The following is a 13,447-nucleotide window of genomic DNA, read 5'->3' as shown; positions in this document are numbered from 1 at the left end:
ACAAATCCGCAAGCCGGCGTAATTGCAACTAGACCGGAAATCACCCCACAAGCAGCTCCCATTGCGGTTGGTTTTGATTGGAAGAACCATTCTGAGAGCATCCAAGTTAATGCAGAGGCAGCAGCGGCTATATTTGTATTAATAAATGCAGTTAAAGCTACGTCATTTAAGGATAATGCACTACCGACGTTAAAACCGAACCAGCCGAACCATAGTAAGCCCGCTCCTAACATCGTAAATGGTAGATGGTGAGGGGAGGTACCGCTTATGTTTTTTCGTTTTCCAAGGAAAATCGCTAATACAAGACCGGCAACACCAGATGTGATATGAACGACATTACCGCCAGCGAAGTCTAACGCGCCGAGTTCTTTTAGCCATCCACCGACGCCCCATACCCAATGAGCGACAGGGTTGTAAACGATTGTTGTCCAGAGAAGGATAAAAATAAGAAAGGCTGAAAATCGCATTCTTTCAGCGAATGCACCTGAAATTAAAGCGGGAGTTAAAATAGCGAACATGAGTTGGAACATCATAAATAAATTGTGAGGAATAGTAGATGAGTAGTCTGGATTTGGTGCGTAGGTAACTCCGTTTAGGCCGAACCAATCAAGCGTACCTATAAGTCCGTGCCAATCTGGTCCGAATGATAAAGAGTAACCAATAACAACCCATTGAATTGAAACGATAGCCATTGCACTATAGCTGTGCATTGTCGTGCTGAGTACGTTTTTACTGCGAACCATACCTCCATAAAAAAGTGCCAATCCTGGTGTCATCAACATGACCATTACTGTAGATACAAATATAAAAACCGTATCTCCTGTATTCATTCTTTCCCTCCTCTTATAATGTGAGAAAACATTACATTATTTCGTTATGTTTCATATCATATTAGAAATTAAAATGAAAATCAACTGAATTTTTAGATAATTTTATATCTTATGTGAGAAAATCTCACATGTGTTATTTTTGATGAAGGAAATTAGCCGTATGCGATTTGTTCTAATAATTGGTATAATATTCTTACAATTATAAATTTGGGGGATGCGTGTGAAAAAAATATGGGCTAAGGAACTATTCATTTGTTTTTGTTTAGCTGTCGCTTTGTTTGTACCAGTACATACTTTTGCGGAAGAAAAAAGAGAATGGCGAGATGAAGTTATATACTCCATTATGATTGATCGCTTCAATAACGGAGAGCCGAAAAATGATAAACAATTGGATGTTGGAAATTTAGAAGGGTACCAGGGCGGAGATATACGGGGGATTATAAAAAGATTGGATTACATAAAAGAAATGGGTTTTACTACTGTTATGCTTTCTCCACTTTTTGAAAGTCAAAAATACGATGGATATGATGCGCGTGATTTTCAAAAAGTAAATGAACATTTCGGAACAGAAGCAGATGTGAAAGAACTTGTAAAAGAGGCTCACGGAAAAGGGATGAAAGTTGTATTTCAATTTCCATTTGGAGAAAATGAACAACAATTAATTGATTCCATGAAATGGTGGATAAAAGAAGCCGATTTAGATGGAAGTTATGTTATACATAGTGAAAAAAAGCCGCGAGCTTTTTGGGATGAAGTGCAAAAAGATTTGCAGGCGATAAAGAAAGATTTTCACATTATGACAAAAGAAGATAATGAATACTATAAAAAAATAGTAGAATCATTTTCAAAAGCAGATATGTCTGTGAAGCCTTTATATGATGTGAGTGAAAAAGAAGGAGAATTCGCTACGTTTTTAGATAATCAGGAAACAGAGAGATTTGCACGTATTGCAAAAGAAAATATGTATTATCCACCGTCTCGTTTAAAACTAGCGCTCACTTATTTATATACATCTCCGGGAATACCGAATTTTTATTACGGAACTGAAATTGCATTAGATGGAGGGAATGCTCCGGATAATAGACGATTAATGGATTTCAAATCAGATGAGAAATTTATGCAGCACATAACAAAGTTAGGTGAGCTTAGACAAACTAGACCATCTTTACGACGTGGTACGTTTGAACTTCTGTATGATAAAAGTGGAATGAGTGTGTTAAAGAGAAAATATAAAGATGAAGTAACACTAGTAGCGATTAATAATACGAAAGAAACGCAAAAAGTTTCCTTACCTGTAAGTGCAATCGGAGCAAAGCAAGAGTTAAGAGGGTTATTAGAAGATGAAATTATAAGAGAAGAAAACGGGCAGTTTTATCTCGTTTTAAAGCGTGAAGAAGCGAATGTGTATAAAGTTGGAGAAGAAACGGGTATGAATTGGTTATTTATATCTCTAATCGTTGGTGTAAACGTGTTATTTATTGCGTTCTTAATTGCGGTTAAAAAGAAGCGTAATTAATGAGACATTCTCTTTTGAGATTCAATTGATAGTGTAGGGTGAGGTGTGGCGTTTGAGGAAAAAGAAGTTGTTCGTTCTATGTTTATGTCTTCTTATCGTATTTGTAAGTCTGTATTTTTGGGACAACGGTGACGATGGAAAGTTTGTTCAGTGGGGTGATAGTGTTCATTCTGTTGATACAGCAATTCTGAAGAGAAATAACATTAAATACAAAATAGAAAATGATAAAGTATACATTCCTGAAAAATCATTTAATGAAGCGATAATGTGTTGCTCTTAAAAATGTGTACAACTTAAAATGTTATAACTCTTAATAAGTAGAAAACTCCTCTAAGTAGAGGAGTTTTCTTTTTAGCGGTAGTTAATGAACTGTACGTCGATTGGTAAGTCAGCGCTACGAACGGCTGCGATTACTGCTTGCAAGTCATCACGGCTTTTCGCTGTTACGCGTACTTGGTCATCTTGAACTTGTGTTTTTACTTTTAATTTCATTTCTTTAATGATGTTGTTGATTTTTTTAGCGTTATCTTTATCGATACCTTGTTGAAGTGTTGCGCGTTGGCGAACAGTGTTACCAGTCGCAGCTTCAACTTTTCCGTAGTCCAAGTTTTTAATTGGAACGTTACGTTTTACAAGTTTAGAAATGAGAACGTCTTTTACTTGGTCTAATTTGAACTCATCGTCAGAAGTTAAAACAAGTACTTCTTTTTCTAATTTAATATCACTTTTACTTCCTTTAAAGTCATATCGGTTTTGGATTTCCTTTAATGCGATGTTAATTGCGTTTGTTACCTCGGGTAATTCTACTTTCGAAACGATGTCAAAAGAACTATCTTTTGCCATAGTTAGCACCTCCAAATAAAATTCTAATCTTTCTTGCGCCTAAAGGCTATGTACTGTACATACTAAAGTATAGCTGAAAACGAGTCTAGACTTAAGTGTTTTCATACTTATATTCATGTAACCTCATTTTATTATAGTGAATTTTGGGCAGTTGGACAAATAAAGGAAAAATCGTGTTATAATTAACTTTTGTTTGGAATGATAAAAAAGATAATTTTATATATATAGAAGGGAATTAAAAAATATGTATTTGCAATTAGGATCGATTGAACAGGTAACTGTTTTACGCGAAACGGAAATCGGATATATGGTTGGGAATGAAGAAGAAGAAATCTTCCTACATAAAAACGAAGTAGCTGGAGAAATTCAAGAAGGCGATACGATTGATGTATTCTTATACCTTGATCACCAAAATCGTATTTCAGCAACAATGAAGGAACCAATTATTACAACATATGATTGGAATTGGGTAAAGGTTGTAGAAGTTATTCCTAGTTTAGGTGTCTTTGTTGATATTGGTGTATCAAAAGATATACTAATTCCAGCCGATGAGTTCCCGATTTATATGCCAGTATGGCCAGAAGTAGGCGATGAATTATATTGTACGCTAAAATTAACGAATCGTGATCGTTTAATTGCTCTTCCGGCAAGAGATTCAGATATGCAAGAAATTATCGTAGATGCAACGCCATCTATGCGTAATAAAAACGTAAATGGACGTGTGTATCGCTCACTTCAAGTTGGTTCATTCATACTAACTGACGAGCATTTCCGCGCTTTCTTACACCATACAGAAAGAAAAGAACAAGTTCGCATTGGTGAACGTGTAACGGGCCGTATTATTGACGTGAAAGATGACGGTACAATCAACATTTCACTTCTTCCTCGTAAAGAAGAAGGAATGGAAGACGATGCAGCGGTTATTTATGAATATATGGAAGAACGAGGCGGAGCAATGCCGTTTTGGGATAAGAGCCACCCAGAAGATATTAAAGAACGTTTCAACATGAGTAAAGCTGCATTTAAGCGTGCGCTTGGTAAAATGATGAAAGAAGAAAAGATTTACCAAGAAGAAGGCTGGACTTACTTTAAGAAGTAAAGTGGATTAAAAAAGAGGAGGCTGTTTGAAACAGCCCCCTCTTTTTATTTTGTCAGTAAATCGATATATTTGAAAAATCGCCGATATAATTTCATTTACAATCATGCATACTGTTTAAAAGTTTATACTCTCGCTTTTTAGTTCCCTTGCTCAGAAAGATGAGAAAATGTATCTTTTAAGTCACTATCGTTTATTTTAATATTTGCCTTTTTTAATTCATCTTGTAATAATTTTTGACTGTATGAAGGATCGGCAAGACGTTCTTCTTCTATGTTTTTACGTATAGAGTCTTTCACTTCATCGTAAGGTTTTAAATCTTTTTTGTCAGTTAGTTTAATAATGTGATAGCCGTTTGGTGATTTAACAGGATTGCTAATTTGCCCAACCTTTAATTTGTAGGCAGCTTTTTCAAATTCAGGTGTCATTTTGCCTGCCCCGAAGTATCCAAGGTCTCCACCCTTATCTTTTGATGCTATATCTTGAGATTCTTGTTTTGCTAATTCTTCAAATGAAGCACCAGCGTCTAACTTTTTCTTTATTTCATTCGCTTCATTTTCGTCACTTACTAAAATGTGACTAGCTTTAATCTCTGGTTTATAGTAGTCTTTCACATCTTTTTCGGTAACGCTTTTCTTAATGGCCTCATTCATTGCCAGTTTGAATTTGATTTGCTTTTTGAAATCATCTTCATCTTTTAAACGATTGTTTTCTAGTACTGCTTTAAATTGTTCTCCATATTGATCTTTCGCTTTTTGTACTTCTTTATTCACGGCATCGTCAGATACTTTATATTTTTTAGTGATAACATCTTGTGCTATCATTTCGTATAGCATGTCTTTTCCGTAACGGTCTTTCAATTGCTTTTCGAAATCGCCCTTCGTAATCGTTGAGTCTGTTGCTGTAGCGATTGTGGCCGAGTCGTTTTTTTGTCCGCAAGCAGATAACGTTAATATACTTATTAGTGCAGTGATAATGAATATATGTTTCCCTCTCATGCTAACACCTCATCCGAATATGTTATCGCTATTGTAGAATATAGAAGTGAACATGAAGTGAATTTTCAATGTTTTTTCCCTGTAAAATGTAAAAAAGTACATCAACATTAATGTTGATGTACGATGTAATCAAAGATGATCTGTTTTCTTAGAATAGGCACGCTTACCTTGTTCTATATTTTTTTGCTCTTGTTCATTTTTTTGAGTACGCTTTGCATTATTATCGCGTGCTTTTTTGTCGTTATCGCTCGTATGTGGCATATGTATCAACTCCATTTCTAAACGTTGTACGTTTATCATTTCCTTTTTCGTAAAGACTATGTATAGCGGTGCATTCATGAATAATAAAGGTGGATTAGAAATGGATTTGAAGCTGAATTATACTGAACTTATTAAGAAGTTAGTCGTCGTAATTGTTGCAGGCTTATTAAATGCGATTGGGATGAATTTATTTTTAACACCAGCGAAAGTATATGCGAGTGGATTTGCTGGATTGTCTCAGTTATTATCACAAATATTAGGTGACTTTTTGTCTATTCATATATCTACGGGGGTATTATTTAGTTTATTTAATATTCCTGTCGTTATTTTGGCTTGGAAAAAGGTTGGGAAGGCTTTTACATTTTTTAGTTTTCTTTGCGTTATATTTATGACTTTGTTTTTAGAAATTATCCCAGTTAGAGCGGTTTCGAACGATATAATATTAAATGCCATTTTTGGTGGTATTATTTCAGCTATTGGGGTAGGAATTGCTTTAAAGTGGGGCGCCTCTACAGGTGGCTTAGATATTATCGCCATGATTTTATCAAAGATAAAAGATAAGCCTGTCGGTACGTATTTTTTCTTCTTTAATGCACTTATCATTATCGCTGCTGGTTACGTATACGGATGGGAAAAAGCGTTATATACTTTGGTCACTTTGTATGTATCGACGCGAATCATTGATGCAATTCATACTCGTCATGTGAAGATTACCGCATTAATTGTTACGAAGAATGGAGCGGATGTGCGAAAAGCGATTCATTCTCGTTTAGTGAGAGGGATTACAACTATACCAGCAACAGGTGCGTATACAAATGAAAATAAAGAAATGTTAATGATTGTTATTACTCGTTACGAGCTATACGAATTAGAGAGGGTCATTAAACAAGTGGACCCAGGTGCATTTACAAATATACTGCAAACGGTCGGAGTGTTTGGATTGTTTAGAAAAGATTAAAGAGGACCAAAGCTGGTCCTCTTTTTTAATGTGAATTCGTAATGTTTTGCAATTGCTCCTGCATTTCATGTAGCTGAACTTTTTCAGCAGTTGAAGAGTTTGCATAAGCAGAGTGCAAAGCGTTTTTTGCCCTATAAACGAGTTCCTGTTGTTCAGCACCGCTTGAACAAGAAACGGCATTTGCAACAGCGTCTCTAGCTTGTTGGAATAGTAAGTTCCCCATTTAAACCCCTCCAAGAGAAGAGTTACTTCTTGCTTTTTCTGCCTCAGCTAATGTACCTCTGTACGGGAATCTTGCAGCATGCTTCATAACAGCATCGGCTCCTTGTTGGATAAAACGTTTTGATTTGTTCTTTTTACCCATTCGAAAAACCCCCTTTATTTAACTGAAAACAATTGACACGCTTTTTCGCGTCTAATAATAGTATGAGCGTTTTGCGAGAAACTATAAGCAGGGAATTTTTAGATTACAATCCAAGAACCTCTTCTAAATATAGGGCGATACCATCTTCTTCGTTTGTTAATGTTGTGTGGTTTGCGAGTGATTTTAATTCAGGGATCGCATTTCCCATTGCAATTCCATGACCAGCAAATTCGATCATTTCAAAGTCGTTATCTTCATCACCGAAAGCGATGATTCGCTCTTTTGGAATGTTGTAATGACCTGAGATTTTTTGTAATCCGACAGCTTTATTTAGTCCGCTTTTTACAATTTCAATAATTGGCCAAGGTGCACCCCATTTTCGATGGTCAATTACTTCAGCATGCATATCTGTTAAATGCTGACGAATTGCAGCGGAATGTTCGTCATGTGCGTCGATTAATAAGCAAGTTGGATGGTCGTTTAAAATATTTAATAAATCTCCTGTGAAAATCTTTGGAGAACCGAATTCAAAAATATGTTTTTTATCTTCATCAATTTCACGAACATACACATCATCCATGACTTCGGCATATACATTTTTCACGCCAAAATCAAAGCAAGCTCGGACGATTTCTTGCGCTGTTGAAAGTTCAAGAGGAGAGTGGTGTGTTCCCCAACTTGAATCAAGAGGGTGATGCACGTAAGCTCCATTGAAGTTTACGATTGGTGTATTAAGACTAAGCTCTTTATAATAATCGTAACTAGCGCGGAATGGACGCCCTGTTGAAATAACGACAATATGTCCTTGTTCCTTTGCTTTTGCAATTGTGTTTTTAGTTCTTGGAGAAATTATTTTGTTGTCTGTTAATAATGTTCCGTCTAAGTCTAATGCGATTAAATGTTGTTTGTTCATAATTTCACCTCTTATAATAATTTTTTTGTGTCTATCTGTATTTCCGTTTTTAATATGCAGAAATAAGAGGTTAGGCTAGGTGAAACCACCGTAGATGGAAGTTTCACTATATATCCATCTTACGTCGCAAAGTGCGGTGGTGTCCACTATTTCTCGCTGGAAATTAGGAAAAGTCAACATCTTTTTAGAAAGTTCAAACAATGTTTCTTTCATTATGTACAATTTGTGAAAAGGGTTACATTGCTTGGGCGATGAGACATATAATGAACATGTAATCTTCTCGTATATGTTTGACTCTCCTTTGAAACTAGCCTAAAGATAGGTTGGTTTCTTTTTTTTCAACAAATATAACGGAAATTCCTGCTTAAGCTTGTGTAATTATATATGTAAGTGGATAAACAGTAGTACTTGTTTCCTAAACATGACAGAAAAGCTTTCTTTTAAAATGGATATACTAATGAGGCAAGACGTCATGGAAGGAGAATGAAAATGGGACAAAATCGTAGGTTTCGTTCTGGGCAAAAAGCACCAAATGATGGTATTTATGTAGAAATTGGTGAAACGGGAAGTATGGTAAAGGATCCGCAAATGGTGAAATTAACTGTCGGGGAAAGGTTTCCAGAGAATACAAATCATAACCGTCAGTGGACATATAAAAGAAAACCGTAACAGAAGCCGCAATAGTTATTGCGGCTTTTTTGATTTGGAAAATGAATGTTACCTTTTTCTTTTTCCGATAATAAGTTTGAAATACATAAGCAAATTTATTGTATAAAAAAGTAAGTTGGCGTATAATCAAATCAAAGGTCAAAGAAAGTCAAACATTTGGAGGGCTGTAAAGATGGACTTAAATCAAATGACAACGAAAACACAAGAAGCGATTATGAGTGCTCAATCTTTAGCGGTATCTCATCATCATCAAGAAGTAGATACTGTTCATCTATTGCTTACATTATTAGAGCAGCAAGATGGATTAGCAGTACGTATTTTTCAAAAAATGAATGTCGATATAGAAGCATTAAAAACAGGTGTAGAAAGTTTAATTAAGAAAAAGCCTTCTGTAACTGGAGGCGGGGCAGAAGCAGGGAAATTGTATATAACGGGTGCTTTGCAACAACTGCTTGTTAGGGCAGGGGCTGAAGCGGAAAAATTGCAAGATGATTATATTTCAATAGAACATGTATTACTTGCCTTTTGTGAAGAAAAGGGCGATATAAATCAATTATTTATAAAATGTAACATTACAAAAGATACTTTATTACAGTCTTTAATGACAGTTCGGGGGAATCAAAGAGTGACTAGTCAAAATCCAGAAGCAACTTATGAAGCGTTAGAAAAATATGGCCGTGATTTAGTGGCTGAAGTAAGAGCGGGGAAAATTGACCCTGTTATTGGCCGAGATAGTGAAATTCGCCGTGTAATCCGCATTCTTTCACGCAAAACGAAAAATAACCCTGTTTTAATCGGGGAACCAGGTGTTGGTAAAACGGCAATCGTTGAAGGATTAGCGCAGCGTATCGTGAAAAAAGATGTACCAGAAGGGTTAAAAGATAGAACAATTTTCGCTTTAGATATGAGTGCGCTCGTAGCTGGAGCAAAATTCCGCGGTGAGTTTGAAGAACGTCTGCAAGCTGTTTTAAATGAAATTAAAAAGAGCGAAGGCCGCATTTTATTATTCATTGATGAACTTCATACAATTGTAGGGGCTGGTAAAACAGAAGGAGCAATGGATGCAGGAAATATGTTAAAACCAATGCTTGCTCGTGGTGAACTGCATTGTATCGGGGCAACAACGTTAGATGAATATCGTAAATATATCGAGAAGGATCCAGCGTTAGAAAGACGTTTCCAACAAGTATTAGCAGAAGAGCCAACTGTTGAGGATACAATTTCAATTTTACGTGGTTTAAAAGAGCGTTTTGAAATTTATCACGGTGTAAATATTCATGACCGTGCAATTGTAGCGGCATCAGTGTTATCAGATCGATATATTTCAGATCGCTTTTTACCAGATAAAGCAATTGACCTTGTTGATGAAGCTTGTGCAACAATTCGAACAGAAATTGATTCTATGCCAACAGAATTAGATGAAGTAACGCGCCGCATTATGCAGTTAGAAATTGAAGAAGCTGCCCTTGGGAAAGAAAAGGATCTTGGTAGCCAAGAACGTCTAAAAACATTACAACGTGAATTATCGGATTTAAAAGAAGTTGCAAGTGGCATGAGAGCAAAATGGGAGAAAGAAAAAGAAGACATTCACAAAGTTCGTGACTTACGTGAACATTTAGAACGTTTGCGCCGTGAGTTAGAAGAAGCAGAAGGTAATTACGATTTAAATAAAGCAGCTGAGCTTCGCCACGGAAAAATTCCAGCTATCGAAAAAGAGTTAAAAGAAGCGGAAGAAATGGGCGCGCATAATAAACAAGAAAATCGTTTATTACGTGAGGAAGTAAGTGAAGAAGAAATTGCAGATATTGTTTCACGCTGGACTGGTATTCCTGTCGCAAAACTCGTTGAAGGCGAACGCGAGAGATTACTACGCTTAGAGCAAATTTTATCAGAGCGTGTAATCGGACAAGAAGAAGCAGTAAGCTTAGTATCAGATGCAGTTCTTCGTGCTCGTGCTGGTATTAAAGATCCGAATCGTCCAATTGGTTCATTCATTTTCTTAGGTCCTACGGGTGTAGGTAAAACAGAGCTTGCAAAAACGTTAGCACAAACGTTATTTGATAGCGAAGAGCAAATGATTCGTATCGATATGTCTGAGTACATGGAAAAACACGCTGTGTCACGCTTAATCGGTGCGCCTCCTGGATATGTTGGATATGAAGAGGGCGGTCAATTAACGGAAGCAGTAAGACGTAAACCGTATTCTGTTATTTTGTTAGACGAAATCGAAAAAGCACATCCAGAAGTATTTAATATTTTATTACAAATGCTAGACGATGGGCGCATTACAGATTCACAAGGACGTACAGTAGACTTTAAAAACACGGTCATTATTATGACTTCAAATATTGGATCTGCGCATTTATTAGAAGGGTTAGAAGAGGATGGTTCTATTAAAGAAGAATCACGAGACCTTGTTATGGGGCAATTACGAGGACATTTCCGACCAGAGTTTTTAAACCGTGTCGATGAAATTATTTTATTCAAACCTCTTACAACGAATGAAATTAAAGGTATTGTTGATAAAATTGTAAAAGAATTACAAGGTCGTTTAGCTGACCGTCACATTACTGTAGAATTAACAGACTCTGCGAAAGAATTCGTTGTAGAAGCCGGCTTTGATCCGATGTACGGAGCTCGTCCATTGAAAAGATACGTACAACGTCAAGTGGAAACAAAATTAGCACGAGAATTAATTGCAGGAACGATTACTGATAATAGTCACGTAGTTGTTGATGTAGAAAATAACGAATTAGTCGTTCATGTAAAATAAAAAAAGAGTTCGGATAAAATCCGGACTCTTTTTAGTGTTGTTCTACTGGCTCGTTTGGAATTGCAGCTGAAATCGCTAATACTAATACCGCAAGAACAACTGAGAAAATAGACGCTTGGTTAAAATCGTATGCACCGCCAGTCATAGAGCCGATTACATAGCTCATCATATGTACAAGCAAGAACGACCAAATTAATGCCCAAATAAAACGCATATTTTACACCTCTATTCGTTCAATCTGTCCTTATTGTAACACAATTGAAAAAAGAATATAGAAAAATATTTGTAGATTTTTCAACGCAAATTTGCATTCTGTTCATACAGTATAAAAGAGTGGTTTTATACGTTTAGAAAATAAGGCGGGAGAAAAATGAGTATTACGGAACGTTTCTTTTACTTAGAAAAAGAACCAAGTGTAATGTATTTACCGGAGAAGCCAAATGGATTTTCTGTTATGCTCCTTGGGGACTATAACTATTTCATTGAGAATGGTACAAGTTTATGGACACAGCATGCGGGAAGAGCTTGTTTTTTAAATGGCCTTATTGAAAGGGGCTACACGGTCTTTTCATCTAATTTATACGGAAGGCATTGGGGAAACGATCAATCTGTTCGTCTAGCAAAGCGTTTATATGATGTCGTTCTAAGAAAAGAGACATTAAATGCGAAAATGCACATTATGGCAGATGGTATGGGGGCGCTTGTAGCGCTTGAGATGATGAACAAATACCCTGAATGTATACGATCTGTCGTTATGTTAAATCCTTGTTTAGATTTACCAGAATATGTGGAATTTGAGAAGGAAAACAAGTTTTTTTATAAAAGATTAGTTAAAGAATTAAGTTTGGCATACGAGTCAAAAGAAGCAGAGTTGGAATCAAAAATAAATAAGAAATCATTTGCATATCTTCCTTCTTGTGTACCGGTTAAAATTTTCGTATCCACACAAGAAAAAAGAGGGAGAAAACAATTATTGCGTAAATATGAGCAAATGAGGCAATTAAAACAATGTGATACCTCTGTCTTATTCCATCTACAGGATGTGAAATATAAAATGGTTAGGCAAACGTGTGATTTCTTTAAAAAATATGAAGAAGAATTGTGAAGCTCCCATATACATAAATGAGGGGCTATTTGTTTAAAGGAGAAAGGGCTGGTGATATGAAACGCGTGCTTATTATAGGTGCACTTACGTTTGTAGGTTATCACCTTGTGAATAAAATGATCGCAGAAGAAGTGGAAGTGTATGGGCTTGATTTTGATGATTTAGATGGTATGACGAAAATTAATGAAGAGAAATTATTTTTAATTGGACGAAATGCGTTGTTTACGTACTATTCTATCAGGGATGAAGACGGATGGCGGGTAGTAGAAGAAGATAGTTTTGATACGGTTTACTTTTGCTTGTATGAGCCGAATCAGCAAAGTGGGTTTCGGAATGAAAGGGTCATATTACAATATTTAAAGCGTATTGTAAGGCTGTGTGAAAAAAATAAAGTAAAGTTAAATTTGATTTCTTCTATTGAAATAGGGAGCACTGAAGAATCCGAAAATAAACGTCTATTTTCGAAAGTAGAAGAAGGGTTGAAGAAAGGAGAACTGCAATATAGTGTATTTCGAGTTCCTACATTATATGGACCGTGGCAACCATCATTTATGATGTATCATCAGCTCATCTTATCAGAACTCGATGAGAAAGAGTGCCATTGTATGAATGAAGAAAAAGGAAGCGATTTACTTTACGTTGAAGATGTATGTGAATACTTATGGGAAAATGGAACGAATATAAAGCATCTTGGTGTATATAATTTACTTAGTGGAAAAGAAGCATTATGGGAAAAAGGTATGACCCTGTTGCATGCAGATGATAAAGTAAATAAAAAAAATGTGGAAGTAAGAGATGAAGCTATAGAGATTATTTCTATTAAAAGAAACACACCATTAGAATTCGGTTTAAATAAACAATTGGCACATATGAAAAAATATAAAGAGTTATACGAGGGCTAAAACACGTGTTACACTATTGTATGGATAATGGAATGAGAGCTTTTTATAGAGAGGAAGAAATAATATGAATGAAAAAAGCATGCAATTTTTACAAATCGCGATGAAGCATTTACCAGAAGCGAAGGCAATTTTAGATGATAATGGAATTGCACTTGATATGGAGAAAGCACAGCCAGTGTTAGAGTTATTGATGAAAGTAATGAGCGAAGCATATGAGCT

At 35.9% G+C, this 13,447-nt stretch carries 17 protein-coding genes; 9 read left to right on the top strand and 8 right to left on the bottom strand.

The genetic code is table 11. From position 1 onward, the window contains the following. Nucleotides 1-830: ammonium transporter (locus BAU28_RS02640; RefSeq protein WP_071717638.1), on the bottom strand; the 830-nt coding region annotated here is incomplete at its 3' end. Nucleotides 831-1,044: 214 nt separating this feature from the next. Between BAU28_RS02640 and BAU28_RS02630 the strand changes: the two genes are divergently transcribed. Both BAU28_RS02630 and BAU28_RS02625 read left to right on the top strand, forming a co-directional pair. Further along, the gene (locus BAU28_RS02630; protein ID WP_071717637.1) at nucleotides 1,045-2,346 is read left to right on the top strand and encodes an alpha-amylase family glycosyl hydrolase; all 1,302 of its coding nucleotides are present in this window, start codon (nucleotides 1,045-1,047) and stop codon (nucleotides 2,344-2,346) included. 52 nt (nucleotides 2,347-2,398) lie between these two features. Beyond that, nucleotides 2,399-2,626 carry a hypothetical protein gene (locus tag BAU28_RS02625; protein ID WP_048369699.1) on the top strand — a complete coding sequence of 76 codons (228 nt, stop codon included), beginning with the start codon at nucleotides 2,399-2,401 and terminating at the stop codon, nucleotides 2,624-2,626. Nucleotides 2,627-2,697: 71 nt separating this feature from the next. Here BAU28_RS02625 and BAU28_RS02620 read toward each other — a convergent pair whose 3' ends face one another. Continuing rightward, nucleotides 2,698-3,189: a YajQ family cyclic di-GMP-binding protein gene (locus tag BAU28_RS02620; protein WP_001040146.1), complete on the bottom strand. Its 492-nt coding sequence runs from the start codon at nucleotides 3,187-3,189 to the stop codon at nucleotides 2,698-2,700. Between the two features lie 244 nt (nucleotides 3,190-3,433). Here BAU28_RS02620 and BAU28_RS02615 point away from each other — a divergent pair, with 244 nt between their 5' ends. Continuing rightward, nucleotides 3,434-4,288 (top strand): CvfB family protein, encoded by an 855-nt coding sequence (locus tag BAU28_RS02615; protein ID WP_002170815.1) that lies wholly within the window; start codon nucleotides 3,434-3,436, stop codon nucleotides 4,286-4,288. A 137-nt stretch (nucleotides 4,289-4,425) separates the two neighbouring features. Here BAU28_RS02615 and prsA read toward each other — a convergent pair whose 3' ends face one another. Together prsA and BAU28_RS02605 are read right to left on the bottom strand one after the other, a co-directional pair. After that, nucleotides 4,426-5,283, bottom strand: a complete 858-nt coding sequence (prsA, locus tag BAU28_RS02610; RefSeq protein ID WP_071717636.1) for a peptidylprolyl isomerase PrsA — start codon at nucleotides 5,281-5,283, stop codon at nucleotides 4,426-4,428. 129 nt (nucleotides 5,284-5,412) lie between these two features. Then, a complete protein-coding gene (locus tag BAU28_RS02605) occupies nucleotides 5,413-5,544 on the bottom strand; it encodes a DUF3941 domain-containing protein (RefSeq protein WP_001120850.1) in 132 nt (43 codons plus the stop codon). Nucleotides 5,545-5,644: 100 nt separating this feature from the next. On the opposite strand from BAU28_RS02605, the gene BAU28_RS02600 reads away from it, so the two are divergent. Then, nucleotides 5,645-6,502 carry a YitT family protein gene (locus BAU28_RS02600; protein WP_025150362.1) on the top strand — a complete coding sequence of 286 codons (858 nt, stop codon included), beginning with the start codon at nucleotides 5,645-5,647 and terminating at the stop codon, nucleotides 6,500-6,502. Nucleotides 6,503-6,527: 25 nt separating this feature from the next. Here BAU28_RS02600 and BAU28_RS02595 read toward each other — a convergent pair whose 3' ends face one another. From BAU28_RS02595 to BAU28_RS02585, 3 genes are all read right to left on the bottom strand, one after another. Further along, entirely contained in the window at nucleotides 6,528-6,725 is a 198-nt protein-coding gene (locus BAU28_RS02595) for a DUF3813 domain-containing protein (RefSeq protein WP_002170818.1), read from the bottom strand. Next, entirely contained in the window at nucleotides 6,726-6,866 is a 141-nt protein-coding gene (locus BAU28_RS02590) for a hypothetical protein (RefSeq protein ID WP_025150364.1), read from the bottom strand. A 103-nt stretch (nucleotides 6,867-6,969) separates the two neighbouring features. Next, nucleotides 6,970-7,779, bottom strand: coding sequence for a Cof-type HAD-IIB family hydrolase (locus BAU28_RS02585; RefSeq protein ID WP_001041222.1), 810 nt, complete (start codon nucleotides 7,777-7,779; stop codon nucleotides 6,970-6,972). Between the two features lie 489 nt (nucleotides 7,780-8,268). Here BAU28_RS02585 and BAU28_RS02580 point away from each other — a divergent pair, with 489 nt between their 5' ends. Further along, a complete protein-coding gene (locus BAU28_RS02580; protein WP_002170820.1) occupies nucleotides 8,269-8,448 on the top strand; it encodes a YjzC family protein in 180 nt (59 codons plus the stop codon). Nucleotides 8,449-8,620: 172 nt separating this feature from the next. Then, the gene (gene clpB / locus BAU28_RS02575; RefSeq protein WP_071717635.1) at nucleotides 8,621-11,221 is read left to right on the top strand and encodes an ATP-dependent chaperone ClpB; all 2,601 of its coding nucleotides are present in this window, start codon (nucleotides 8,621-8,623) and stop codon (nucleotides 11,219-11,221) included. Nucleotides 11,222-11,252: 31 nt separating this feature from the next. On the opposite strand, the gene BAU28_RS02570 is transcribed toward clpB, so the two are convergent. Next, the gene (locus BAU28_RS02570) at nucleotides 11,253-11,435 is read right to left on the bottom strand and encodes a YjzD family protein (protein WP_002170822.1); all 183 of its coding nucleotides are present in this window, start codon (nucleotides 11,433-11,435) and stop codon (nucleotides 11,253-11,255) included. A 156-nt stretch (nucleotides 11,436-11,591) separates the two neighbouring features. On the opposite strand from BAU28_RS02570, the gene BAU28_RS02565 reads away from it, so the two are divergent. The 3 genes from BAU28_RS02565 to BAU28_RS02555 all read left to right on the top strand — a co-directional run. Further along, entirely contained in the window at nucleotides 11,592-12,326 is a 735-nt protein-coding gene (locus BAU28_RS02565) for a lipase family protein (protein WP_071717634.1), read from the top strand. A gap of 29 nt (nucleotides 12,327-12,355) precedes the next feature. Beyond that, nucleotides 12,356-13,228, top strand: coding sequence for an NAD-dependent epimerase/dehydratase family protein (locus BAU28_RS02560; protein ID WP_071717633.1), 873 nt, complete (start codon nucleotides 12,356-12,358; stop codon nucleotides 13,226-13,228). A gap of 64 nt (nucleotides 13,229-13,292) precedes the next feature. Continuing rightward, a partial coding sequence (locus BAU28_RS02555; protein ID WP_071717632.1) for a ComZ family protein occupies nucleotides 13,293-13,447 on the top strand: 155 nt, incomplete at its 3' end.

The organism is Bacillus paramycoides, from assembly GCF_001884235.1.
In the GTDB taxonomy this organism is placed as follows: Bacteria; Bacillota; Bacilli; order Bacillales; family Bacillaceae_G; genus Bacillus_A; species Bacillus_A paramycoides.
This window is presented reverse-complemented; position numbering and strand designations above follow the sequence as displayed.